At 60.2% G+C, this 23,620-nt stretch carries 17 protein-coding genes, 4 tRNA genes and 3 rRNA genes; 10 read left to right on the top strand and 14 right to left on the bottom strand.

Annotated elements, in window-relative coordinates:
• Positions 1-73: 73 nt before the first annotated feature.
• From pgsA to rrf, 10 genes are all read left to right on the top strand, one after another.
• Positions 74-640 (top strand): CDP-diacylglycerol--glycerol-3-phosphate 3-phosphatidyltransferase, encoded by a 567-nt coding sequence (gene pgsA / locus C6571_RS00525; RefSeq protein WP_106444938.1) that lies wholly within the window; start codon positions 74-76, stop codon positions 638-640.
• A 474-nt stretch (positions 641-1,114) separates the two neighbouring features.
• Positions 1,115-1,387, top strand: a complete 273-nt coding sequence (locus C6571_RS00520) for an HU family DNA-binding protein (protein WP_106444936.1) — start codon at positions 1,115-1,117, stop codon at positions 1,385-1,387.
• Between the two features lie 16 nt (positions 1,388-1,403).
• Positions 1,404-1,479 (top strand) — tRNA-Val (locus tag C6571_RS00515).
• Between the two features lie 57 nt (positions 1,480-1,536).
• On the top strand, positions 1,537-3,465 hold the full coding sequence (locus tag C6571_RS00510) for a SurA N-terminal domain-containing protein (RefSeq protein ID WP_106444934.1): 1,929 nt from the start codon (positions 1,537-1,539) through the stop codon (positions 3,463-3,465).
• A 37-nt stretch (positions 3,466-3,502) separates the two neighbouring features.
• Positions 3,503-3,578 (top strand) — tRNA-His (locus C6571_RS00505).
• 554 nt (positions 3,579-4,132) lie between these two features.
• Positions 4,133-5,667, top strand: a 16S ribosomal RNA gene (locus tag C6571_RS00500).
• A gap of 109 nt (positions 5,668-5,776) precedes the next feature.
• Positions 5,777-5,853: transfer RNA gene (locus C6571_RS00495), tRNA-Ile, on the top strand.
• A gap of 51 nt (positions 5,854-5,904) precedes the next feature.
• Positions 5,905-5,980 (top strand) — tRNA-Ala (locus tag C6571_RS00490).
• A 356-nt stretch (positions 5,981-6,336) separates the two neighbouring features.
• Positions 6,337-9,218: ribosomal RNA gene (locus C6571_RS00485) — 23S ribosomal RNA — on the top strand.
• A gap of 145 nt (positions 9,219-9,363) precedes the next feature.
• Positions 9,364-9,476, top strand: a 5S ribosomal RNA gene (rrf, locus tag C6571_RS00480).
• Together the 16S, 23S and 5S rRNA genes with 2 tRNA genes alongside form the textbook arrangement of a ribosomal RNA operon.
• A 279-nt stretch (positions 9,477-9,755) precedes the next feature.
• Here the strand turns inward: rrf and aceA are convergent.
• The 14 genes from aceA to C6571_RS00405 form a co-directional block, all read right to left on the bottom strand.
• Positions 9,756-11,087 (bottom strand): isocitrate lyase, encoded by a 1,332-nt coding sequence (gene aceA / locus C6571_RS00475; protein ID WP_106444932.1) that lies wholly within the window; start codon positions 11,085-11,087, stop codon positions 9,756-9,758.
• Positions 11,088-11,432: 345 nt separating this feature from the next.
• Complete coding sequence (locus C6571_RS00470) at positions 11,433-12,461, bottom strand: NAD(P)/FAD-dependent oxidoreductase (RefSeq protein ID WP_106444931.1); 1,029 nt, start codon at positions 12,459-12,461, stop codon at positions 11,433-11,435.
• 138 nt (positions 12,462-12,599) lie between these two features.
• Positions 12,600-12,929, bottom strand: a complete 330-nt coding sequence (gene fdxA, locus C6571_RS00465; protein ID WP_106444929.1) for a ferredoxin FdxA — start codon at positions 12,927-12,929, stop codon at positions 12,600-12,602.
• 98 nt (positions 12,930-13,027) lie between these two features.
• Positions 13,028-13,609, bottom strand: coding sequence for a DUF488 domain-containing protein (locus C6571_RS00460; protein ID WP_106444927.1), 582 nt, complete (start codon positions 13,607-13,609; stop codon positions 13,028-13,030).
• Between the two features lie 4 nt (positions 13,610-13,613).
• On the bottom strand, positions 13,614-15,092 hold the full coding sequence (locus C6571_RS00455) for a sulfate adenylyltransferase subunit 1 (RefSeq protein ID WP_106444925.1): 1,479 nt from the start codon (positions 15,090-15,092) through the stop codon (positions 13,614-13,616).
• A gap of 133 nt (positions 15,093-15,225) precedes the next feature.
• A complete protein-coding gene (gene cysD, locus C6571_RS00450; RefSeq protein ID WP_106444923.1) occupies positions 15,226-16,158 on the bottom strand; it encodes a sulfate adenylyltransferase subunit CysD in 933 nt (310 codons plus the stop codon).
• Between the two features lie 176 nt (positions 16,159-16,334).
• Entirely contained in the window at positions 16,335-17,003 is a 669-nt protein-coding gene (locus C6571_RS00440) for a phosphoadenosine phosphosulfate reductase domain-containing protein (RefSeq protein WP_420852903.1), read from the bottom strand.
• Positions 17,000-17,407 carry a DUF934 domain-containing protein gene (locus C6571_RS00435; RefSeq protein ID WP_106444921.1) on the bottom strand — a complete coding sequence of 136 codons (408 nt, stop codon included), beginning with the start codon at positions 17,405-17,407 and terminating at the stop codon, positions 17,000-17,002. The genes C6571_RS00440 and C6571_RS00435 overlap by 4 nt, the downstream gene beginning before the upstream one ends.
• A gap of 14 nt (positions 17,408-17,421) precedes the next feature.
• On the bottom strand, positions 17,422-19,218 hold the full coding sequence (locus C6571_RS00430) for a nitrite/sulfite reductase (RefSeq protein WP_106444919.1): 1,797 nt from the start codon (positions 19,216-19,218) through the stop codon (positions 17,422-17,424).
• A gap of 15 nt (positions 19,219-19,233) precedes the next feature.
• Positions 19,234-20,037 (bottom strand): sulfite exporter TauE/SafE family protein, encoded by an 804-nt coding sequence (locus C6571_RS00425; protein ID WP_106444917.1) that lies wholly within the window; start codon positions 20,035-20,037, stop codon positions 19,234-19,236.
• 80 nt (positions 20,038-20,117) lie between these two features.
• Positions 20,118-22,019, bottom strand: a complete 1,902-nt coding sequence (mnmC1, locus tag C6571_RS00420) for an FAD-dependent 5-carboxymethylaminomethyl-2-thiouridine(34) oxidoreductase MnmC1 (protein WP_106444915.1) — start codon at positions 22,017-22,019, stop codon at positions 20,118-20,120.
• A gap of 70 nt (positions 22,020-22,089) precedes the next feature.
• Entirely contained in the window at positions 22,090-22,362 is a 273-nt protein-coding gene (locus tag C6571_RS00415; RefSeq protein WP_106444914.1) for an oxidative damage protection protein, read from the bottom strand.
• A gap of 100 nt (positions 22,363-22,462) precedes the next feature.
• Entirely contained in the window at positions 22,463-23,179 is a 717-nt protein-coding gene (locus tag C6571_RS00410) for a lipoate--protein ligase family protein (protein WP_106444912.1), read from the bottom strand.
• A gap of 50 nt (positions 23,180-23,229) precedes the next feature.
• Positions 23,230-23,619 (bottom strand): DUF1850 domain-containing protein, encoded by a 390-nt coding sequence (locus tag C6571_RS00405; RefSeq protein ID WP_211300677.1) that lies wholly within the window; start codon positions 23,617-23,619, stop codon positions 23,230-23,232.
• Position 23,620 lies beyond the last annotated feature (1 nt).

Genomic DNA, 23,620 nt, shown 5'->3' with positions numbered 1-23,620 from the left:
CGGTCCAAATTGACCAGGCTTTCACGCAAGGTGGAGTCCGTTGACAGTCCCTGCGCGTGACACAATCAGCGCCATGTTCTGGACTATCCCCACCATCATGACCTGGACGCGTATTGTCGCGATACCGTTGATCGTCGGGGTCTTCTACCTGCCACTGACCGAAGAGTCGCGCAACCTGATTGCCACGGTGATGTTCGTGGTGTTCGCCGCCACCGACTGGCTCGATGGCTTTTTGGCACGGCGTTTGAACCAGACTTCGTCGTTTGGCGCCTTCCTGGACCCTGTGGCCGACAAGTTTCTGGTGGCCGCGTCGCTGCTTGTGCTGGTGCATCTGCAGCGCACCGACGTGTTCGTTGCGCTCATCATCATCGGGCGCGAGATCGCCATCTCGGCACTGCGCGAATGGATGGCGCAGATTGGAGCTTCGCGCAGCGTGGCCGTGCACATGCTGGGAAAACTCAAGACCACAGCGCAGATGGTGGCGATTCCGTTTCTTCTCTACGACGGGCCACTCCCTGCAGGGCTGGATTCCGGCGTGGTGGGGCTGTGGCTGATCTGGATTGCGGCCGTGCTCACCGTCTGGTCCATGGTGTACTACCTGCAAAAAGCATTGCCCGAAATCCGCGCTCGCGTGAAGTAAAAGTTTTTCTTCAATTGGCTCCCAGCGCTTATTGAGTAAACTTTTTTCGCTATAAATTTAGGAGTTTAAACACCGAGTGCAGTATCGTTTGCATTCCCGTCAGCGGAGTAAGGCAGGGCGTTGCGGAGCGCTTGACTGTCCGCATGGGTTTTGGGTCGCACATTCTTCAATGTCATCTGACGCAAGCCCTCAATGTCAATCAGGGAAGTCGCGCATATGTGGCCAATTGCGCTCGCAGTCGCGGAGCCGCCAGACAGACGCCCGAATACGAATAGAATTCAAGCTCTTTGCGGGTTGCTTGCGGCCCGTCTTGACACCGTGAATCCCGGTGGTTTTAATCTGAATCGGCAGCACCGCGTGTGCTCAACCTGCCTCTCAAGCCGTCGCGCCCTGGCCGACGAATCTGGAGACCCGAGGCAGGCAACGGCCAGAAAACCAAGAGACAATCACCCCTAATTCCCCGAGAGGCTTCTTGTGAACAAAACCGAACTGATCGAGCACATCGCAAACAATGCTGACCTGTCCAAAGCTGCTGCCGCGCGCGCGCTGGAGTCGACCATCGAGGCGGTCAAGAAAACCTTGAAGAAGGGCGGCACGGTTTCACTCGTCGGTTTCGGCACTTTTGCTGTCGGCAAGCGCGCCGCGCGCACCGGGCGCAATCCTCGCACTGGCGCTGCGATTAAAATCAAGGCTGCAAAGGTTCCAAAGTTTCGTCCAGGCAAGGCGTTGAAAGACGCTTTGAACTGACGCACAGATCAAGGTGGGGTGCTTAGCTCAGTTGGTAGAGCGGCGCCCTTACAAGGCGTAGGTCGGCGGTTCGACCCCGTCAGCACCCACCACTGATACAAAGGCGAACGCAAGTTCGCCTTTTCTTTTTGTCATTGAAAGACTGGCCCATGTTTGAATCCATCCGCAAGCACTCGAAAATTGCGATGCTCGTGATGTTCTTGCTGATCATTCCGTCGTTTGTCCTTGTTGGCATTGATTCCAGCTACTTCTCAGGCAGCAGCCCCGTTGTCGCGCGCGTCGACGGTCAGGACATCACCCAGGCCGAATGGGACAACGCCCATCGCATTGAGTCCGACCGGTTGCGTGCACAGCAGCCGGGTATCGACGGCGCGCTGCTCGATTCGCCGCAGGCGCGCTATGGCACCTTGGAGCGCATGGTCCGTGATCGCGTTCTGCAGTCCGCAGCGAATAAATTCCATCTCCAGCCCAGCAACGCCCGTCTTGCGAGCGCATTGCAGGAGATTCCCGAGATCGCCGCATTGCGCCGGCCCGACGGCAGCCTGGACGCGGAGGCTTATCGCAAGCTGGTCGCTACGCAGGGACTGACCCCGGAAGGTTTTGAGTCCCGCATGCGCTATGACCTGGCGGTCAACCAAGTTCTGGGCGCCGTGGTCAATACGAGCTTCGCTACGCCCGCACAGGCTGATGTGACACTCGCTCCGCTGTTTCAGCAGCGGCAAATTCGGGTGGCTCACTTCAAGCCAACAGACTTTGCTTCTAAAGTGCAGGTCTCAGATGCGGATCTCGAAACCTACTACAAAGCGAACGCCGACCAGTTCAAGCAACCCGAGCGCGCGGACGTGGAATACGTGGTGCTGGATCTCGACGCAGTGCGTGCAAGCATCGCATTGAACGAAGACGATCTCCAAACTTATTACAAGGAAAATGCTGCGCAGTTTGCCGGCAAAGAAGAGCGCAAGGCCAGCCACATTCTGATCGCGGCAGCCAAGGGTGCGCCGGCCGCACAGCGTGCTGCGGCAAAAGCACGCGCTGAGGAGTTGTTGGCGCAAGTGCGCAAAGCCCCCGAGACGTTTGCCGAAGTGGCCAAGAAAAACTCACAGGACCCCGGCTCCGCCGGTCAAGGCGGAGATCTGGGATTCTTTGGTCGTGGTGCCATGGTCAAACCCTTTGAGGACGCCGCTTTTGGCTTGGAAAAAAATGCCATCAGTGATGTGGTTGAGAGCGATTTCGGATACCACATCATCAAGCTCACGGATATCAAGGCTGCGCGTACTCCCAGTTTCGAGGAAAAGCGTGCCGACATCGAAAATCAGCTCCGTCAACAGCAATCTCAGCGAAAGTTCGCTGAGATTGCCGAAACCTTCACTAATATGGTTTACGAGCAGTCGGACAGTCTGGCCCCCGTGGTGGAGAAGCTCAAGCTCAAGCTGCACACGGCGACCGGAGTCACCCGCGAAATGAGTGCAGAAGACAAAGGTGTGCTTGCCAGCGCCAAGTTGCGGGCTGCGCTTTTCTCTAGCGACTCGGTTGAGAACAAGCGCAACACGGAGGCAATAGAAGTTGGCCCCAATCAGTTGGCGTCTGCCCGCATCACGCGTTACACGCCGGCCCGGACACTCAGCTTTGAAGAGGCACGCGACAAAGTCAGGCGTTTGTTCATCGCGAAAAAATCGCAAGAGCTCGCTCGCAGCGAGGGGGAAGCCAAGCGGGCCGAGTGGACCAAGAATCCTGCCTCCGCTGGCAAGACGCTCTCTGCGCCAGTGGTGGTCTCAAGACAGGACGTCCACGATCAAGCGCCCGCATTGGTGGACAAGGTGCTAAGCGAAGACCCCTCGCATCTCCCGGCTTGGATAGGTGTCGACCTGGGAACGCAAGGCTATGCAGTGGCAGAGATCGCCCGCATCGTCGACACGCAGACCCCCGCTGAAGCCGTCGCAGCGCAGCGCCGCGAGCAATACGCGCAGTGGCTGACGAAGGCGGAAGCGCTCGCTTACTACGATTGGCTGAAGCAGCGCTTCAAAGCGCAGATCAAAGTGCCTAAGCCCAGTACGGAGTTAGTGAGCGCTGTCGGATAAAACCAGAAAAATTCATCGTATACTTCAAGGCTCTGCGGTGGCTGTAGCTCAGTTGGTAGAGTCCAGGATTGTGATTCCTGTTGTCGTGGGTTCGAGCCCCATCAGCCACCCCAAGTACACATTGAAAACCCTGCTATCTAATCGATAGCGGGGTTTTTTATTGTTGACCTGTAGTGACCTGGGATCTTCTCTTACTGGATTCCACAGCATGCAGAGAGCGTCAGCACTGCCGACGCAAAAATTTCCTCTGATTTGATCATTCCTATCGAAAACCCGTACTACAATGCGAGGCTCAGCTGGATGTGGTGAAGATCTGAAGGGGTCTAGTCGGTGCGGCTGTGGTGGTGGGGAGGTATGGAGGCGGATTGGGGTTGGCGAAAAATTCTTTCGTTGACTTTGACAGGAGCCAAGAAATCCTGCTATAATTCAAGGCTTCGCTGATCGCAGCGGGGCAGGCTGGCAAGAAGGGGTTAAGACTCTCGGATGCTGGCGCGGAACATTAAAAACATACAGCCGATAAGCGTGGGCGTTTGAGGCATTAGGCCTAAAGTTCTTTGGAACAAAAGAAGTCTTCATTGGCTTCGCAAACGCTCATGAGAGAGAAGTGAAGTTCACTTCAATTCTTAATTTTGAGTGTGCCTCGAGAGAGGCAAAAAAACACAAGATCGAACTGTAGAGTTTGATCCTGGCTCAGATTGAACGCTGGCGGCATGCCTTACACATGCAAGTCGAACGGTAACAGCACTTCGGTGGCTGACGAGTGGCGAACGGGTGAGTAATACATCGGAACGTGCCCGAGAGTGGGGGATAACGCAGCGAAAGCTGTGCTAATACCGCATACGATCTACGGATGAAAGCAGGGGATTCGCAAGGACCTTGCGCTCATGGAGCGGCCGATGGCAGATTAGGTAGTTGGTGGGATAAAAGCTTACCAAGCCGACGATCTGTAGCTGGTCTGAGAGGACGACCAGCCACACTGGGACTGAGACACGGCCCAGACTCCTACGGGAGGCAGCAGTGGGGAATTTTGGACAATGGGCGAAAGCCTGATCCAGCCATGCCGCGTGCAGGATGAAGGCCTTCGGGTTGTAAACTGCTTTTGTACGGAACGAAAAGATCTCTTCTAATAAAGGGGGTCCATGACGGTACCGTAAGAATAAGCACCGGCTAACTACGTGCCAGCAGCCGCGGTAATACGTAGGGTGCAAGCGTTAATCGGAATTACTGGGCGTAAAGCGTGCGCAGGCGGTTATATAAGACAGATGTGAAATCCCCGGGCTCAACCTGGGAACTGCATTAGTGACTGTATAGCTAGAGTGCGGCAGAGGGGGATGGAATTCCGCGTGTAGCAGTGAAATGCGTAGATATGCGGAGGAACACCGATGGCGAAGGCAATCCCCTGGGCCTGCACTGACGCTCATGCACGAAAGCGTGGGGAGCAAACAGGATTAGATACCCTGGTAGTCCACGCCCTAAACGATGTCAACTGGTTGTTGGGAATTTACTTTCTCAGTAACGAAGCTAACGCGTGAAGTTGACCGCCTGGGGAGTACGGCCGCAAGGTTAAAACTCAAAGGAATTGACGGGGACCCGCACAAGCGGTGGATGATGTGGTTTAATTCGATGCAACGCGAAAAACCTTACCCACCTTTGACATGTATGGAAGACTGCAGAGACGCAGTTGTGCTCGAAAGAGAGCCATAACACAGGTGCTGCATGGCTGTCGTCAGCTCGTGTCGTGAGATGTTGGGTTAAGTCCCGCAACGAGCGCAACCCTTGTCATTAGTTGCTACATTTAGTTGGGCACTCTAATGAGACTGCCGGTGACAAACCGGAGGAAGGTGGGGATGACGTCAAGTCCTCATGGCCCTTATAGGTGGGGCTACACACGTCATACAATGGCTGGTACAAAGGGTTGCCAACCCGCGAGGGGGAGCCAATCCCACAAAGCCAGTCGTAGTCCGGATCGCAGTCTGCAACTCGACTGCGTGAAGTCGGAATCGCTAGTAATCGTGGATCAGAATGTCACGGTGAATACGTTCCCGGGTCTTGTACACACCGCCCGTCACACCATGGGAGCGGGTTCTGCCAGAAGTAGGTAGCCTAACCGCAAGGAGGGCGCTTACCACGGCAGGGTTCGTGACTGGGGTGAAGTCGTAACAAGGTAGCCGTATCGGAAGGTGCGGCTGGATCACCTCCTTTCTGGAAAACTGGCCAAAGGCCTTGAACGTCCACACTTATCGGTTGTTGGAAGAAGTCGCTGGAGTGGCGCGCAGCGACAGTTGCGCGGTGCTTTGACAGAGGCCGACTTGGGTCTGTAGCTCAGTTGGTTAGAGCACCGTCTTGATAAGGCGGGGGTCGGTGGTTCGAGACCACCCAGACCCACCAAGTGCTGCAGGCCTGGTCAGTCAGAAGCGATACGACAATAATGCGATTCCTGGGGGATTAGCTCAGCTGGGAGAGCACCTGCTTTGCAAGCAGGGGGTCGTCGGTTCGATCCCGTCATCCTCCACCAACCAAAAACGAATCGGGCATTCAACACCAAAGCGGCTTTGCGAAAGGCTGCTTTGTTGTTGATCGATATTGATCGATCAATCGGCTGTTCTTTAAAAATTCATAGAGTCGAATCAGAGTTGTCGACGGAAAGTATCGCAAGATGCACCGTGCCGTCGGCAACAAGAATTTTTGATTGCGTCAAAACGAATATTCAAACTTTGGTTTAGAAATAAATCTGGGTTAGAAATTCAAATGTAATTACGATGAGAGCTCGAAAGAGCTGGAGTCGATTACGGCATAACGCGCAAGGTGAAAGACCTTGCAAGTCAGGCGCTGTGATGGAGATAACTTCGCAAGGAGTTGTCAAAGTTATAGGGTCAAGTGACTAAGAGCATGTGGTGGATGCCTTGGCGATGATAGGCGACGAAAGACGTGATAGCCTGCGAAAAGCTTCGGGGAGCTGGCAAATAAGCATTGATCCGGAGATATCTGAATGGGGAAACCCACCTAGCAATAGGTATCGCATGATGAATACATAGTCATGCGAGGCGAACCGGGTGAACTGAAACATCTCAGTAGCTCGAGGAAAAGACATCAACCGAGATTGCGAAAGTAGTGGCGAGCGAAATCGCAAGAGCCTTGCAGTGATAGCACGACAGCTAGCAAAACGGGATGGAAAGCCCGGCCATAGCAGGTGATAGCCCTGTATGCGAAAGTTGACGTGTGGTACTAGGCTGCAGACAAGTAGGGCGGGGCACGAGAAACCTTGTCTGAATATGGGGGGACCATCCTCCAAGGCTAAATACTCATCATCGACCGATAGTGAACCAGTACCGTGAGGGAAAGGCGAAAAGAACCCCGGGAGGGGAGTGAAATAGATCCTGAAACCGCATGCTTACAAAAAGTAGGAGCCTCGCAAGGGGTGACTGCGTACCTTTTGTATAATGGGTCAGCGACTTACATTCAGTGGCAAGGTTAACCGAATAGGGAAGCCGTAGAGAAATCGAGTCCGAATAGGGCGAACATAGTCGCTGGGTGTAGACCCGAAACCAAGTGATCTATCCATGGCCAGGATGAAGGTGCCGTAACAGGTACTGGAGGTCCGAACCGACTAATGTTGCAAAATTAGCGGATGAGCTGTGGATAGGGGCGAAAGGCTAAACAAACTTGGAAATAGCTGGTTCTCTCCGAAAACTATTTAGGTAGTGCCTCAAGTATTACCGTCGGGGGTAGAGCACTGTTTAGGCTAGGGGGTCATGGCGACTTACCAAACCTATGCAAACTCCGAATACCGACGAGTACAGCTTGGGAGACAGAGCACCGGGTGCTAACGTCCGGACTCAAGAGGGAAACAACCCAGACCGCCAGCTAAGGTCCCTAAAATTGGCTAAGTGGGAAACGAAGTGGGAAGGCTAAAACAGTCAGGATGTTGGCTTAGAAGCAGCCATCATTTAAAGAAAGCGTAATAGCTCACTGATCGAGTCGTCCTGCGCGGAAGATGTAACGGGGCTAAGCCAGTTACCGAAGCTGCGGATGTGCAATTTATTGCACGTGGTAGGAGAGCGTTCTGTAGGCCTGTGAAGGTGCCTGGTAATGGGTGCTGGAGGTATCAGAAGTGCGAATGCTGACATGAGTAGCGTTAAAGGGGGTGAAAAGCCCCCTCGCCGTAAGCGCAAGGTTTTCTACGCAACGTTCATCGGCGTAGAGTGAGTCGGCCCCTAAGGCGAGGCAGAGATGCGTAGCTGATGGGAAACAGGTCAATATTCCTGTACCGATCAATAGTGCGATGTGGGGACGGAGAAGGTTAGCTCAGCCAACTGTTGGATATGTTGGTTCAAGCCTGTAGTCGTGCCCGGTAGGCAAATCCGCCGGGCTTAGATGAGGGGTGATAACGAGTGTGCTTGCACACGAAGTGAGTGATACCCTGCTTCCAGGAAAAGCCACTAAGCTTCAGCTATTGACGACCGTACCGCAAACCGACACTGGTGCGCGAGATGAGTATTCTAAGGCGCTTGAGAGAACTCTGGAGAAGGAACTCGGCAAATTGATACCGTAACTTCGGGAGAAGGTATGCCCCAAGTAGGTGAACCTGTACAAGGCGAGCCCAAAGGGGTTGCAAAAAATCGGTGGCTGCGACTGTTTAATAAAAACACAGCACTCTGCAAACACGAAAGTGGACGTATAGGGTGTGACGCCTGCCCGGTGCTGGAAGATTAAATGATGGGGTGCAAGCTCTTGATTGAAGTCCCAGTAAACGGCGGCCGTAACTATAACGGTCCTAAGGTAGCGAAATTCCTTGTCGGGTAAGTTCCGACCTGCACGAATGGCGTAACGATGGCCACACTGTCTCCTCCAGAGACTCAGCGAAGTTGAAATGTTTGTGATGATGCAATCTACCCGCGGAAAGACGGAAAGACCCCATGAACCTTTACTGTAGCTTTGTATTGGACTTTGAACAGATCTGTGTAGGATAGGTGGGAGGCTTTGAAGCGTGGTCGCTAGATCATGTGGAGCCAACGTTGAAATACCACCCTGGTGTGTTTGAGGTTCTAACCTAGGTCCCTTATCGGGATCGGGGACAGTGCATGGTAGGCAGTTTGACTGGGGCGGTCTCCTCCCAAAGCGTAACGGAGGAGTTCGAAGGTACGCTAGTTACGGTCGGACATCGTGACGATAGTGCAATGGCATAAGCGTGCTTAACTGCGAGACTGACAAGTCGAGCAGATGCGAAAGCAGGACATAGTGATCCGGTGGTTCTGTATGGAAGGGCCATCGCTCAACGGATAAAAGGTACTCTGGGGATAACAGGCTGATACCGCCCAAGAGTTCATATCGACGGCGGTGTTTGGCACCTCGATGTCGGCTCATCTCATCCTGGGGCTGTAGCCGGTCCCAAGGGTATGGCTGTTCGCCATTTAAAGAGGTACGTGAGCTGGGTTTAAAACGTCGTGAGACAGTTTGGTCCCTATCTTCCGTGGGCGCTGCAGATTTGAGGAAGCCTGCTCCTAGTACGAGAGGACCGGAGTGGACACACCTCTGGTGTACCGGTTGTCACGCCAGTGGCATCGCCGGGTAGCTAAGTGTGGAAGAGATAACCGCTGAAAGCATCTAAGCGGGAAACTCGTTTCAAGATGAGATCTGCCGGGGGCTCGACCCCCCTGAAGAGTCGTTCTAGACCAGGACGTTGATAGGCTGGGTGTGGAAGCGCAGCAATGCGTTAAGCTAACCAGTACTAATTGCTCGTGCGGCTTGACCCTATAACTTTGATAAAATCCGATTCACATCGGGTCCATCAGAGCTGATTTGTTATGCCAACAGACGCAAACCAAAAATTCCCCTGATTCCATACTCTATGAATTCGCCTTGTTGAACACATCAGTTCAGCAAAGCTCAAAAGTTATGCTTGACGACCATAGCAAGTTGGTCCCACTCCTTCCCATCCCGAACAGGACAGTGAAACGACTTCGCGCCAATGATAGTGCGGGTTCCCGTGTGAAAGTAGGTCATCGTCAGGCTCTTACAGCCCTGCCACACCCCCTTGAATCCCTCAGGTTCAAGGGGGTTTCGGCTTTTGCAGAACACAAAAATCATCCTCCGTTTGCACTACGCAGAAAATCATCGCGTACGTTAATGAACACCAATGACCGACCGTCTCGCCATAATGAAGCATCCCCAGGATTCGGGTGAACGTCGAGTTCGAATCTATAGTGCAAGTTGGGCTCGGGCAAAAAAAAGACCACCTGGTAGGTGGTCTTTTCGCTTGGTCTGATCCCTCATGCGAGGGACAGTCAAGTTCAGTGGAACTGCTCTTCTTCGGTGGAACCCGTCAGCGCCTTCACGCTGGAGGTGCCGCCCTGGATCACCGTGGTCACGTCGTCAAAGTAGCCCGCGCCCACTTCCTGCTGGTGCGAAACAAACGTGTAGCCCTGCTCGCGCGCTGCAAATTCTGGCTCTTGCACCATGTTGACGTAGTGCTTCATGCCTTCGCCGCCCGCATAGGCGTTGGCGAACTTGAAGGTGTTGAACCAGTTGATGTGGATGCCGGCCAGCGTGATGAACTGGAACTTGTAGCCCAGCGCGGAGAGGTCTTCCTGGAACGAGGCAATCTGCTTGTCGTTGAGGTTTTTCTTCCAGTTGAAAGACGGCGAGCAGTTGTACGACAGCAGCTTGCCAGGGCAGGCGCCCAACACCGCTTGGGCGAATTCGCGGGCGAAGCCGATATCGGGTACGCCGGTTTCGCACCACACCAGGTCAGCGTAGGGAGCGTAAGCAACGCCGCGGCTGATGGATTGCTCAAGGCCGTTCTTGACGCGATAGAAACCCTCTTGAGTGCGCTCGCCAGTCAGGAATGGCTTGTCGTTGGCGTCGTGGTCCGACGTGATCAGATTGGCGGCCTCAGCGTCGGTGCGAGCCAGGATGATGGTGGAGACGCCCATCACGTCGGCAGCGAAACGTGCCGAAATCAGCTTTTCGCAAGCTTCCTGCGTAGGAACCAGCACTTTGCCACCCATATGGCCGCACTTCTTTACGGCAGCCAGTTGGTCTTCGAAGTGCACGCCGGCAGCGCCTGCGGCAATCATGTTTTTCATCAACTCGAAGGCGTTGAGCACGCCGCCGAAACCGGCTTCCGCATCGGCCACGATAGGCAGGAAGTAGTCGATGAACTCCTGGTCGCCGGGATTGATGCCGCGGGCCCACTGAATCTCGTCTGCACGCTTGAAGGTGTTGTTGATACGGCGCACCATAGTGGGTACCGAGTCATAGGCATACAGTGACTGGTCGGGATACATGGTTTCCGACGTGTTGCCGTCAGCAGCCACTTGCCAGCCCGACAGGTACACGGCCTCCAGACCGGCCTTGGCCTGCTGCATGGCCTGGCCGGCAGAGATGGCCCCGAACGCATTGACGTAGCCCTTCTTGGCCCCGCCATTGATCTTTTCCCACAGATTCTCTGCACCTCGTTGGGCCAGCGTGTGCTGGGGCTGCAGGCTGCCGCGCAGGCGAACGACGTCGGCTGCGGTGTAGCCGCGCTTCACGCCCTTCCAGCGCGGATCTTGCGCCCACTCTTTTTCGAGGGCTGCAATTTGCTGCTCGCGGCTCAGTTGTTGGGTCAGGGATTGGGGCATAAAGACTCCGTGAGGGTGTTGAAATGACGGGAGCGCCAGCGGCGCGACATGGAGATCACTTTAAGTCTTCTACAAGACCCATGCAAGCTCTTATGTCTTATATAAGACTTATATTTATTCTTTTGAAATCAACAACATATCGCTCAGTTCTCTCTATATGAAATTTGGTAGACTTCTCTAGCCAGCGAAAATGATGCAGTGCATCAACTAATATTTCACATTAAGAAATGCCTGTTCTGTAATGTGGAAAACTGCATCGCTCTGCGGAGCCTGGAGATTGCGTCACGCAAGCTACGCGTCGTTGCCTTGCAAGCCGGCCCGCCTGTGTGGGGCGCTGCGTGCGGCTTACACGCCCAGCAACCTCTGCAATCGCGCACTGCTGGTGGTGTACTCCAATGGAATTTTCTGCCCCGCCAACCATTCAGCGGCGCCGAAGGCGGCGAGTGTGGCTTCGTGGAAACCGCTGACGATCAGTTTGCGTTTCCCCGGATAAGCAACGGTGTCACCAACGGCGTAGACGCCGGGGGCGCTCGTGGCGAACGTGGCGGGGTCGACCACGAGCTGCTTGCGCTCCAGGGCCATGCCCCAATCCGCAATGGGTCCAAGGCGCGGTACCAAGCCCAGGCGGACCAGAAGTAGTTCCATCGGCAGGCGCAGCAGCGCACCCTCGGGTGTGGTCAGCAGCAGCGCGCTCAGGCGGCCTTGCGCTTGTTCGATGTCGCTCGGTACGCCGATCGCCACCTGGATGAGCCCCGCTGCACGCAGTGCACGCAGTTGCTCCAAAACGGCGGGGGGCGCATCAAAGACATCGCGGCGGTGCTGCAAAATGGTGCGGGCAGGGCGCAGATGCTCGGGCGCTCCGGCGCAGCGAATGGCAGTGACCACAGCATCTTCACCGCCGCCATGCACCACCAGGCTCTGGCCGGCAAGGCTTTCGCCATCGTCGAGTCGGTAGCGCAATTGGGTGCCCTCAAATGGCTCCAGTCCGGGGAGCTTGAGAGTGCGAGGCAGGAATGCGCCGACGCCGGCAGCAATGAAGACCGCGCGAGCGTGCAGTTGGGTGCCACGGTTGGTTTGCACCAGGAAGCCGCCGCCGAGTTGTGGCTCCAGCATCGAGGCCTGCTGGCCCAGGTGCCAGTGCGGCGCGAAGGGGGTGATTTGGTCCAGCAGGCGGTCGGTCAACTCGTGGCCGGTACAGACCTTGATCCCCGGAATGTCATAAATGGGTTTGTCGCCGTACAACTCGGCGCACTGACCGCCCGCCTGCGGCAGGGCGTCGATGACGTGGCAGGCAAGGCCTTGTAGCCCGAGCTGAAAGACCTGGAACAGACCGACGGGGCCTGCGCCGATGACGACTGCGTCTGTCTTTTCCATCCGCTCCTCCAGACCTTAAAGAGAGCACCAGAGTACCAAGTCATACTTGGCTGAGCGAGTGCCACCGTGGATCTGGCTTTGCCAGTCCACTGGAGGTGTCCCCCTCAGGAGGGTGCTGCGAAGTGGCGCAGGGGGAGCCTACTTCACTATTTCCGTGCGCTTGCCTGGCTTGCCGTTCCACTCGTCGGCATCGGGCAGCGCCCCCTTGCGCTTGGTGATGACTTTCCATCCGGGGGCGTTGGTCAGCTCGGCGTTGATCTTGATAAACGCCAGCTCGTCGGGCGGCAGGTCTTCTTCGGCAAAGATGGCGTTGGCCGGGCATTCGGGCACGCAGACCGCGCAGTCGATGCACTCGTCGGGGTTGATGACGAGCATGTTCGGGCCTTCAACAAAGCAGTCCACGGGACACACGTCCACACAATCGGTGTATTTGCACTTGATGCAGTTCTCGGAGACGACGTGGGTCATGGCTGGCTCGTTGTTCGGAAACGTAAGGTGGGTATTTTAAGGGTTAGCACTGAGACGTCAGTGGCTAACCCTGCTGGTCTTGCGGCCTCAAGGAGGCACTAGTTTTCTGGCCCGGGCGGGTATAGCAGCGCAGTGCGCGGCGGTGGGCCTGGAAGAGTGGTCGGTTCGGCGCCCGGCGTCATGCTGGCGGGCTCGGCGCGCGCCTTGCCCAGGATGTGGCGCACCTCGCGGCCTTGCAGCAGCAGGTAGTCGGTGATGATGCGGCGGTGGCAACGCCACCAGACGGCTTCGGCGCACATGAGGGCGCAGCGTGTGGCCTGGCTGGAGTCGTGCAACTGCGCCATTCCCTGCGCGAAATCGTCGGTGAGGGCGTAGTCGGCGTAGCGGCGGAAGCTGTCGTTGGTCCAATAGCCATTGGGCGAGGGCTCGCCTTTGGCAAGACTGCGCCCGCGCCGGCCACCGAGCGCCGCGATGTGCTGGTAGCCAATGCCCACGCCAGCGAGCGCAGGCGCCAGAGCGTCGGCATTGAACTGCGGAAAGCGGCGCGAGCCGGTGAGCTTGCGTACATCGACAATGCGCTGCACGCCCTCTTGCGCGAGCAGTGCGGCGAATTCGTCGAAGCTGTGCGTCGAGTGGCCGATGGTGAAAACCGGCGGCAAAGCAGGGGTCTGATCGGGCATGCCATCAGCGTAGCAGCACAGCGCCAGCGGTGCGGTTGCTGGCGGTGTCCACCAAAATCATGGCGCCCAGCTGGCGCGAGCGCGCATAGGGTGCGACCGGCAGGGGCGATTGCAGTTGCAGTTCAACATGGCCAATGGCGTTGGGCGCCAACTCGCTCGCCGGGTGCTCGGCCAGGGTATGGATGTCGAGCCCGTGCACGATGCGCTGCACCCGCGCCTTGACCCAGCGGTGACCGTGCAGCAACTGATAGACGCGGCCAGCCACCAGGGGTTGCTCGTCCAGCCAGGTGATGGTGCAGCTGAGCAGCGTTTGCGCAGGCCAGGGCGATGCTGGCTCGGGCGCGTCGAAATCGTCACCTTGAGGGTCGCTTTGTATTGGCGGTGCAGTGGCCAAAATCCAGTCGCCGCGCGAGATGTCGATTTCGCGGTCGAGCACCACGCCGGCGCTCTGGCCTGCTGCCACGTCGCCCGGCTGGCGGGTGCGGTCCAGCACCTGGGCCACGCGGGCGCGCTGGCCGCTGGGGAACACCTGGACCTCGGCGCCCGGCTGCGCCAGGCCTGCGGCAATGCGGCCCCAGAACGCACGGCGACCTTGGGTCGTGTCGGACGAGTTTGAGAATTTCTCCACCCACTGCACCGGGAAGGCCAGCGGCAGATCGGTCTCCGGTGCGGTGTTGGGCAACTGCTCTAGGATGTGCAGCAGACTCGGGCCGATGTAGTCGCACCAGCCGGCGCGCCCGTCGACCACGTTCCAGCCCTTGAGTGCCGAGATGGGCACCGTGGCTCGGACGGTGATGCCGGCTTCTTTCGCGAATGCAGCGAGCGCGGCGCTGATGTGGGTGAAGGCAAGCGCAGGGTCGGCCACGGCGTCGAGCTTGTTGACGGCAAACACCAGCGAGGGCACGCGCAGCAGGTGCACCAGCAGGCTGTGGCGGCGGGTCTGCGGCAGCAGCGTGGGAAGCGCGCTTTGCCAGTCAAGCTTGGTGGCGTCCACCAGCACCACGGCGGCGTCGGCTTGCGAAGCGGCGGTGACCATGTTGCGCGTGTACTGCTCGTGGCCCGGCGCGTCGCCAATGATGAACTTGCGCGCTTCGGTGGCGAAGTAGCGGTAGGCGACGTCGATGGTGATGCCCTGCTCGCGCTCGGCGGAGAGGCCATCGGTCAACAAGGCCAGATCGGTCTCGCCCTGGCGCTGCACGCCGGCGAGGTGATCCTGCAAAACTGCTTTGGTATCGACCAGCAGGCGCCCGATGAGGGTGCTCTTGCCGTCGTCCACGCTGCCGCAGGTGATGAAGCGCAGCGCAGCGTCGTGGTCGGTGGGAGGAGCGTTCACGATTTTTAAGTCTTTTTGGCTACGGCCGGACTCTTGTGAGTCCTTAACTTCGCTGTTCGCGAAGTTAGCCTCCGCCGAAATTCCTGCGGAATTTTGGCCGCTAGCGCTTGGTGCATAAGCGCTGGCAGCTACTGAATTGATAGTTGTCATAAAAAAACCTGCTGACGTATAACAAGCACGTCCTGTGCAAACTGGCTACCAGTGGCCGCGCGGAACCGGCTTTGCCGGGCCGCTGGGGCCGCCCCTGGAAGGGGGAGGCGCACAAAGTGCGCCACGGGGTGAACTAGAAATACCCATCCTTCTTGCGCTTCTCCATCGAGGCTTCGCTGGTCTGGTCGTCCATGCGGGTGGCGCCGCGCTCGCTCATGTCGGCGGCCAGGGTTTCGATGACGATGTCGGCGGCGGTGGCGGCGAGGCTTGCCACCGGGCAGGTGCAGGTCACGTCGCCCAGGGTGCGAAAGCGCACGTCGCGCTCTTGCACCTGCTCGCCGTCGCGCGGCGGTGTAAGCGGAGTGACCGGCACCAGCATGCCGCGCCGGTCCACCACCTGGCGGCGGTGCGAATAGTAGAGCGAGGGCAGGGCGATCTGCTCGCGCTCGATGTACTGCCAGACGTCGAGCTCGGTCCAGTTGCTGATGGGGAAGACACGAAAGTGCTCGCCGGCGGCCAGGCGCGTGTTGAACAGCGTCCACAGCTCGGGCCGCTGGTCTTTGGGCTGCCATTGGCCGAAGCTGTCGCGGTGCGAAAAGATGCGCTCCTTGGCGCGCGCCTTTTCTTCGTCGCGGCGGGCGCCGCCAATCAGGGCGTCGAAGCGGAATTCTTCAATCGCTTCAAGCAGCGTCACCGACTGGTGCACGTTGCGTGGCTCGCCGGGGTGCGCCAACCGAACCGTGCCGCGCGCCATCGAATCTTCCACGCTGCGCACGATGAGTTCGGCGCCCAGCTCCTTGGCGCGCAGATCGCGAAACGCCGTCACTTCCGGAAAGTTGTGGCCGGTGTCGATCATCAAGAGCGGGTAGGGAATGCGGCCCGCGCCAAAAGCTTTTTCAGCGCAGCGGAGCATCACCAGCGAATCCTTGCCGCCCGAGAACAGCAGTGTGGGGCGCTCGAACGCGGCGGCGACTTCGCGCAGCAGGTAGATGGTTTCTTCCTCCAGCGCGTCGAGGTGGCGGTTGCTGAGCTGGCTCAGCGTGATGGTGTCGATGCGAGCATTCATGGTTGGATGGGGTCGTCTGTTCGGTTCAATGGCCGTATCGGCTGAGACTGGCGTGCTCCTGGCGAGGGTAGCCGCGCAAGGGCCGCCCCGCCGCGCTGGCTGCGTCCCCCTGCCCGGGTTGCGCAGCAATCCGAGAGCGGGGGGAAGGCGCGAAGCGACTCAGGGGGGTGTTCATTTCAGTGCGCGATATGCAGCCCGCATTCGCGGTTGTCTTCGCCCTTGGTCGGGTCGACGTAGTCAAAGTTGTTGGGCAGGCCGTGCGCCTTGCAGTATTCGTGCAGGTCCTTGGAGGACCAGTGCAGCAGCGGCGCCACCTTGATCAGGCCGTCGGGGTTGAGGCTGACCGGCTCCATCTGCGCGCGCACAGCGGTGTCGGTGGCGCGCAGGGCGGTGAACCAGACCTTGGGCGCTGTCTCTCGGAGGGCACGGGAAAACGGCTCGAGCTTGACCTCTTCAGTGAAGGCGGCGTGGCGCGGGTCGTCCAGGGCAGGTGTCAGACCTTCCACGGCCTCGCGGTGCGCGCGGGAGCGCAGCGGCAGGTAAATCTGCAGCTTCAGCCCGAGCTGCTTCGTCACCTCGTCGGCAAAGCGGTAGGTGGCTTCGGTGTTGTAGCCGTTGTCCATCCAGACGACCGGCACGTTGGGGTTCACTTGCGTGACCAGGTGCAGGATGACGGCCTCGAAGGGGCGGAAGTTGGTGGTGACGATGGATCGCTCGCCCAGGCCCAGCGCCCATGCGACCAGGGCGGGCGCGTCGCGGCCGAGCGTGGCGTTGGCGTGCGCCAGGTCGAGCGCGCTGTTGGCGGCGCGGCCGGGCATGGGTTCAACATTGCGTGCCGCGCTCATACCGACTCCAGCGCCGCATCGCGGGCAAACAAGGGGCGCGGCTCGTGCACGTCGCCCTGGTAGAACGCGCTGAAGCGCGCAAACTGGCGCTCGGCGGCTGCGGCGTCCACGCCTTCGGCCAGCACGGCGCTGGTGAAGCCGCTGCGGTGCATGTGCACCAGCTGGTCGATCAGCACATCGCCGGTGGCGCGGATGTCGCCCGCAAAGCGGTAGCGCCGGCGCAGCAGCAGGGCCTGGCTGTAGGCGCGGCCGTCGGTGAATTTGGGGAACTGCAGCTCCACGCGCTCGATGCCTTCGAGCGCGCCGCTCGCCACCAGCTCGGCAATCTCTGCGTCGTTGGTGATCTGCAAGGTTTTTTCGGCCCCAGCGCTTGTCTGCTGTGCGTCATTAGCTATTATTTTCATAGTGAATTCGGCTTTCAATCTTGCTCGGCCAGGGCTTCCTGGTCGGCCTTGGGGCGGCGGGCGGCGTTGGCGGCCTGTTTGAACGGGTCGTGGCCAATGCGGCGCAGCGCGTCGATGAAAAACTCGCCCGGTTTGCGCAGTTCGCGGAAGGTGGTCAGCAGCGCCTCGATGACGTCCGGCACTTCGGCCGCAGTGAACGAGGGGCCAACCACCTTGCCGCCAATGGCGGGGCCCGACAGCGTGGAGCCGTCGGCGCCGCCCAGCGTGATCTGGTACCACTCCTTGCCGTCCTTGTCGACGCCCAGAATGCCGATGTGGCCGCTGTGGTGGTGCCCGCAGGAGTTGATGCAGCCGCTCATGTGCAGGTCGATCGGGCCAAGGTCGAACAATTCGTCCAGGTCCTGGTAGCGCTCGGTGACGGCGGCGCCGATGTGCAGCGAGCGGGCGTTGGCCAGCGAGCAAAAGTCACCGCCGGGGCAGATGATCATGTCGGTCAGCAGACCAATGTTCGGTTGTGCCAGACCGAGCGCGCGGGCGGCGTCGTACAGCGCTGGCAGGTCGCTCTCGTGCACCCAGGGCAGCACCAGGTTTTGCTCGTGCGTCAGGCGTGCCTCGGCCGCACTGAACTGCTCGGCCAGCTGCGCCAGGGCGTTCAGCGTGTCGGCGTCGGCGTCGCCGGTGTTGAACCCGGGGCGCTTGAACGACAGGGTGACGGTCTTGAGCCCCGGCAGCTTGTGGCCGCCCACGTTCTGCTTGAGCCAGCGTTGGTACAGCTGGCCTTCGGGGTTGACCTTGGAAGGCAGCTTGGCCGCCTTGAGTTCCGGCACCACAAAGTGGCTGCTGACGCGGTCGAGCTCGGCCTGGGTGATGGTGTGCGGCGCGCCGTCGAGTTCGACAATGTTCTTGTATTCCTGCTCGACCGCATCGATGAATTTCTGGCCTTCGCTCTTGACCAGAATCTTGATGCGCGCCTTCCACTTGTTGTCGCGCCGGCCGTAGCTGTTGTAGGTGCGCACCACGGCTTCGATGTAGTTGAGCAACTGGTCCCAGGGCAGAAATTCGCGCACCACGCTGCCAATGATGGGTGTGCGGCCCATGCCGCCGCCCACTTTCATGGTGAAGCCCACGCTGCCGTCTTCGGCCCGGCGTGCCTGCAGGCCAATGTCGTACCAGCCAATCGCGGCGCGGTCTTCTTCGGCGCCGTTGAAGGCGATCTTGAACTTGCGCGGCAAAAAGGAAAACTCGGGGTGCAGCGAACTCCACTGGCGCGTGATTTCGGCAAACGGGCGGGTGTCGAAAATGCCGTCTTCGGCAATGCCTTCCAGCGCGTCGCAGGTGATGTTGCGGATGTCGTTGCCGCTGGTCTGGATGCCGTGCATGCTGACACTGGCCAGCAGGTCCATCACGTCGGCGGCGCGGGACAGCGGAATCCAGTTGAACTGCACATTGGTGCGCGTGGTGAAGTGGCCGTAGCCGTAGCGCAGCGGCGGTGCGGGCAGGGTGGCGCCGGGCTGGGCGTCCTGCAAGGCATCCTGTGTCGCTTGGGCGTGCGCCAGCAGTTCAGGGTCGGGCCGGTCGTACTCGCGGGCAATGTGGGCCAGCGTGCGCAATTGCTCGCTGCTGATTTCGCCGTACGGCACCGCAATGCGCGCCATCGGGGCGTAGCGCTGGATGTACCAGCCGTTTTGCAGCCGCAGCGGGAGCAGTTGCTCTTCGCTCAGCTCGCCGCGCTCCCAGCGCTCGAGTTGGTCGCGGAACTGCTGGGCGCGCAGTTTGACGAATTGCTTGTCGAAGTCGGTGTATTGGTACATGGGGCAAACAATCTCTTAAATCAAAACCAGTTTGGCGCCGGCATAGGCGAGCAGCAGCGAGAGGCCGGAGCGAATGAGGCGCTCAGGTGTGCGCGACACCAGCCGCGAGCCGAGCCAGATGCCGGGGAGCGAGCCGGCCAGCAACTGCGCCAGCAAGGCCCAGTCCACCGAGCCCAGCGAGGCGTGGCCCAGGCCTGCCACCAGCGTGAGCGGCACGGCATAGGCGATGTCGGCGGCCACGATGCGCGGCAGCGGCAGGTGCGGGAAGACAAGCAGCAGCACCGTGACGCCGATGGCGCCCGCGCCGACCGAAGTGAAAGTGACGAGGGTCCCGATCACGGCGCCGAGCAGGATAGGCAGGCTCCAATGGCGCGGCTGGGCAGCTGCGGCGCCGCTGTTCTGGCGCGCGGCCTGCTCTGCAGCCTGGCGCTGCGCCGAGAAGGCCAGCACCTTGTAGAGCATGGCGGCAGCGGTCAGCAGCAGGGCAAAGCCCAGGGTGCTGGTCATGAGGTGCTGCACATGCTCGCTGGTGGGCCCCAGGCGTCTCAGCATCCACAGCGAGCCAAGTGCAGCAGGAATGCTGCCAGCGCACAGCAATGCCACCACCTTCCATGGAACCAGACGTTGGCGCGCCATGCTCACCGTGCCGCCCAGTTTGGTGAATGCGGCAAACAACAAGTCGGTGCCAATGGCCAGATGCGGCTTGAAGCCAAAGAAAAAGATCAGCACCGGCGTCATCAGCGAGCCCCCACCCACACCCGTCAGGCCGACGATGAGGCCAACCAGGAAGCCAGCAAGAATGAACGCGAAATCGGGCATGGACGCCACTCTAGGGGGCGTTCATATAAAACCAAACGACTGTTTGGTGCTTCTTATATTCCAATAAGCTTATGTGAATTTCAGTGGAAGGGAATCTGGGCTCCCTTGGGCAGACACCGCTCACTGGACATCGCCCGTGCCAGCCGCGACTCCACCGGCAGCGGTTCGCCGTGCAGTCGCGCCGCCAGCAGCTCGCCGCACAGGACGGCCCGCGTCAGCCCACGCGCGCCCATGGCAGTGCAGACCCACAGGCCGGGCAGGTTCGTGGGATTGAGTGGCCCTACGATGGGCAGGCGGTCGCGCGCCGTGCAGCGCACGCTGGCCCAGGCCTGCACGCTGTGCACAGCAGCGGAGTCTGCAGGGTCAAACGCCGACTGCAGTGCGGTGGCTGCCTGGGGCAGCAAGGCGTGCAAATGCTGCCAGTTGCTGACATGGGCGGCGGCACGCTCATCCTCCGTCAAGGGCAAATGCGCCACGTCGCGCTCGAAAGTGGAGCCCATGTGCCAGGCGTGGCCTCCGCCCTCCATGGGCACATGCGCCACCAGGCCGCCGTTGCCGTTCACAGGAAAAGGCGGCAGCCAGGCGCTTTGGGCATTCTGCCGACCCCAGGACATTTGGCCGCGCACGGGCTGCAGGGGCAGGAGAGGCACTGCCATGTCCGCCAGCAGCGCGTTGCTGGCGGCCCCGGCTGCCAGCACCACCAGTTCGGCTTCGGCCACGGCTTGGCCCTGGGTGTCCAGCAGTTGCCAGACGGGGGCCGCATCGCCGGCTTGGCCGGTCACGCGTTGCAGATGTGCCACTTGCGCCTCAGCGCGCCAGGCAATGCCGGGTTGCGTCAGCAAGGCTGCCACCAGTCGCGCGGGCCGCGCCCAGCCGGCGCGCGCATGCCAACAAGCGGAATCTTCCTGCGGCAGTCCTGCGGCGAGCAGGGTTTCGGCGCTGGCTTTTTGGCTCCAGTCGGCACCGGGGCTGGCGCCCCAATCGGCCGGCAAGCCCAGGTGGCCTGCGGGTCGGCGCTCCAGCACGCCGCTGGCGCACCAGTCCACGCCCGCCCGCAGCAACTCGGCACATTGCTGCAGCATGGCCCGCACTCCGCTGCGCGAGAGGCGTGAAAAAAGGTTGTCGTCTGGCGAGAGGTGCGGAGCAAACACGCCCACGGGCAGGCTGGAAGCGCCTGCGGCGGGTGTGGTGCCTGTGTCCAGCACCTGCACCTGCCAGCCTCGCCGTGCCAGACTGGCGGCGCAGGCCGCACCGGCCACACCGGCGCCAATGACAACGCAGCGCATGGGCGGGGTGGGTTGCGCGTTGGCGCGCGGGCCGCGCGGCTCCCAGTCCGGATCGAATCGGGCACTCAGCTGGGCGGGCTTGGGCAAGGTATCTGGCGAGGAATCATGCGCTGCGTCCATCTGAAATCCGTACTGCGCCAGCGCTGCCCCGCCGGTTGAGGGCGCATCGGTTGCCAGGCGCGTACCCCGACGACAGCACCGTGCCAGCGCTTTGAATGCATGGAGGTCTGCCCGCTCCACCCAGTGTTCGGCAACCGAGGCATTGAGGAAAATACTGTCCACCGTCCATGCCTGCTCGCGCAGCAGTGTTGGCGCATCGCCAATTCCTAGTGTGAGCAGCACCCGGCCGCCCTCGAAGCGCAGGCGGTGCACCCCTGGCAGCAAGCCCCAGCATTGCTCGGCCAGGGTTTGCGCCAGCGACTGCAGTTCGGGATGCTGTGCTGCGGCACGCAGGACGGCTTCTGCAGCTACTGCCTCAGCGCTCAGCGCGATGAAATGCAGCATGCGTGGGCGCTTGGCATCGGCGCGCCAGGCTGCCCAGCTGTGAAGAAAGTTCTGTCCATCGCCCCACGCTGTTTCCAGAATGCGCCACTGGTTCTGGTCCGCCCAGGCAGCAGGCAGGCCGCATCCGAGCAATAGATTCGCGCCTGCGCCCGTGGGCGGTGTGTCGTCGGGCCCGTCAAAACCTTCGGCCATGGGATGCAGTCAATAGAGGCACAACAAAAAAGGCGCCTCCGAGGGCGCCTGCGAAATAGAAAGAGCTTGTTCAGGCACTCGGCGGCACGTAGCCCTGCACGGCGTCGGCGCCGCCACCAAAGAAATGCTGCTCCATCTGGCGCGCCAAATACTGGCGGGCGCGGGCGTCGGCCAGGTTCAGGCGGTTCTCGTTGACCAGCATGGTCTGGTGCTTGAGCCACGCAGCCCAGGCTTCCTTGCTGACGCTTTCCCACAGGCGTTTGCCCAGTTCGCCGGGGTAGGGCGGAAAGTCAAGTCCTTCGGCGTCTTTGCCGAGTTTGATGCAGTGGACAGTGCGTGCCATGGAGTTTCCTTGTGCGATCGGGCTTTGAAAGGTGTGGAGTCAGTGAAGCTCCCTTCGACGTGACTTTATCAATTTTCGCTTGCCCTTCAGCCGGATCGGCCTACTTGGGATCCGCGCCACCCTGCAACGCCTCGCAAAGCGCCTGCTCCAGGCCGCTGACGACAGCTTGCGCAGAGACGGGGCGTCGCGCCAATTCTTCGCAGCACACGGTGAGCCGTTGCATTTCGGCGGCGTCTTCCGGGTGGCCCAGCGCATCGCACAGCAGGGGCCAGTCGGGCGCCGTGACCAGCGTGCCGGCCACCAGCAAGATGCCATTGCGTTGGCGGCGCTGCGCCAGGCCTACCAGTTTGCGGTTGCGCACGTCGGTCAGCTCCCAGGGGGCCAGGCTGCCGTAACACGCCCAGTCCACGGCCGGCCCCATGCTGGCATTGGCCTGCGCAACATCCGCAGCAGGCAGGGCCTGCGCCGGGACGCCCAGATCCGCCAGTACCCTGGCGTGCAGCAAGCCCAGTTCGCGGTAGCTGTCCACCAAACCCTGAGATACCCACGGATGGGCCGTGGGAAGCACCACGGACAAGCTGACCAGCCACGGCCCGGCGAGCACAGCGCCGCCGCCGGACGGGCGTTGCACCAGCTCGGTTCCGGGCGGCAGCCGGGCCTCGGCAACAGGCAGCAGTGCGCGTTGCGAGCAGCCGAGCACGATGGCGGGAGCGCGGTAGGTCCAGAGGCGAAAGCTGGGCGCTGTCACGGGTGCGGCGAGCTGCTGGCTGTTCCAGGCTTGTTCCTGGGCGATGGTGCTGTCGTTGCGGGCTTGCATGGAGCGTTGGATGGCGTCGCGAAGCAAGATGCTGCGCAGGGTTCTGAATCTTACGGATTGCGGTTCTGTCTTTGGCAGGCGTGCAGAGTCGTTGTGCCGGCCGCGACAGGAATCCAGTGGTTGAGGGGCAGGCAGCGGCCGGAAATGCACAGATCGTAGTCGCGCACATAGGGAGAGCGTGCCAGCACGATTTCCTTGCGCCAAGGATCGGAGAGACGGTAGTGCCAGACGCCGTGCTCAAGCCACGCCTTGTCCGGCGGGTCCATGCCCGCACCGGAGCCGCGAATGCGAGCGCCGGTGATAGCCAGCCACGGCCCGACCACAGCGTAGTCTTCTTCCCAAGCGATTTTCTCGATGGAGTGCTGCCAGCGCAGAGTGAAATGTTGGGCGGGCAGGCTCACTGTGAGCGCGCCAGCCACCATGCACAGGGCTGCGAGCAAA

The sequence above is a fragment of the Simplicispira suum genome, assembly GCF_003008595.1.
Lineage (GTDB): Bacteria > Pseudomonadota > Gammaproteobacteria > Burkholderiales > Burkholderiaceae_C > Simplicispira > Simplicispira suum.
The sequence above is the reverse complement of the archived record's forward strand: the minus strand, read 5'-3'. Positions and strand labels throughout refer to the sequence as shown.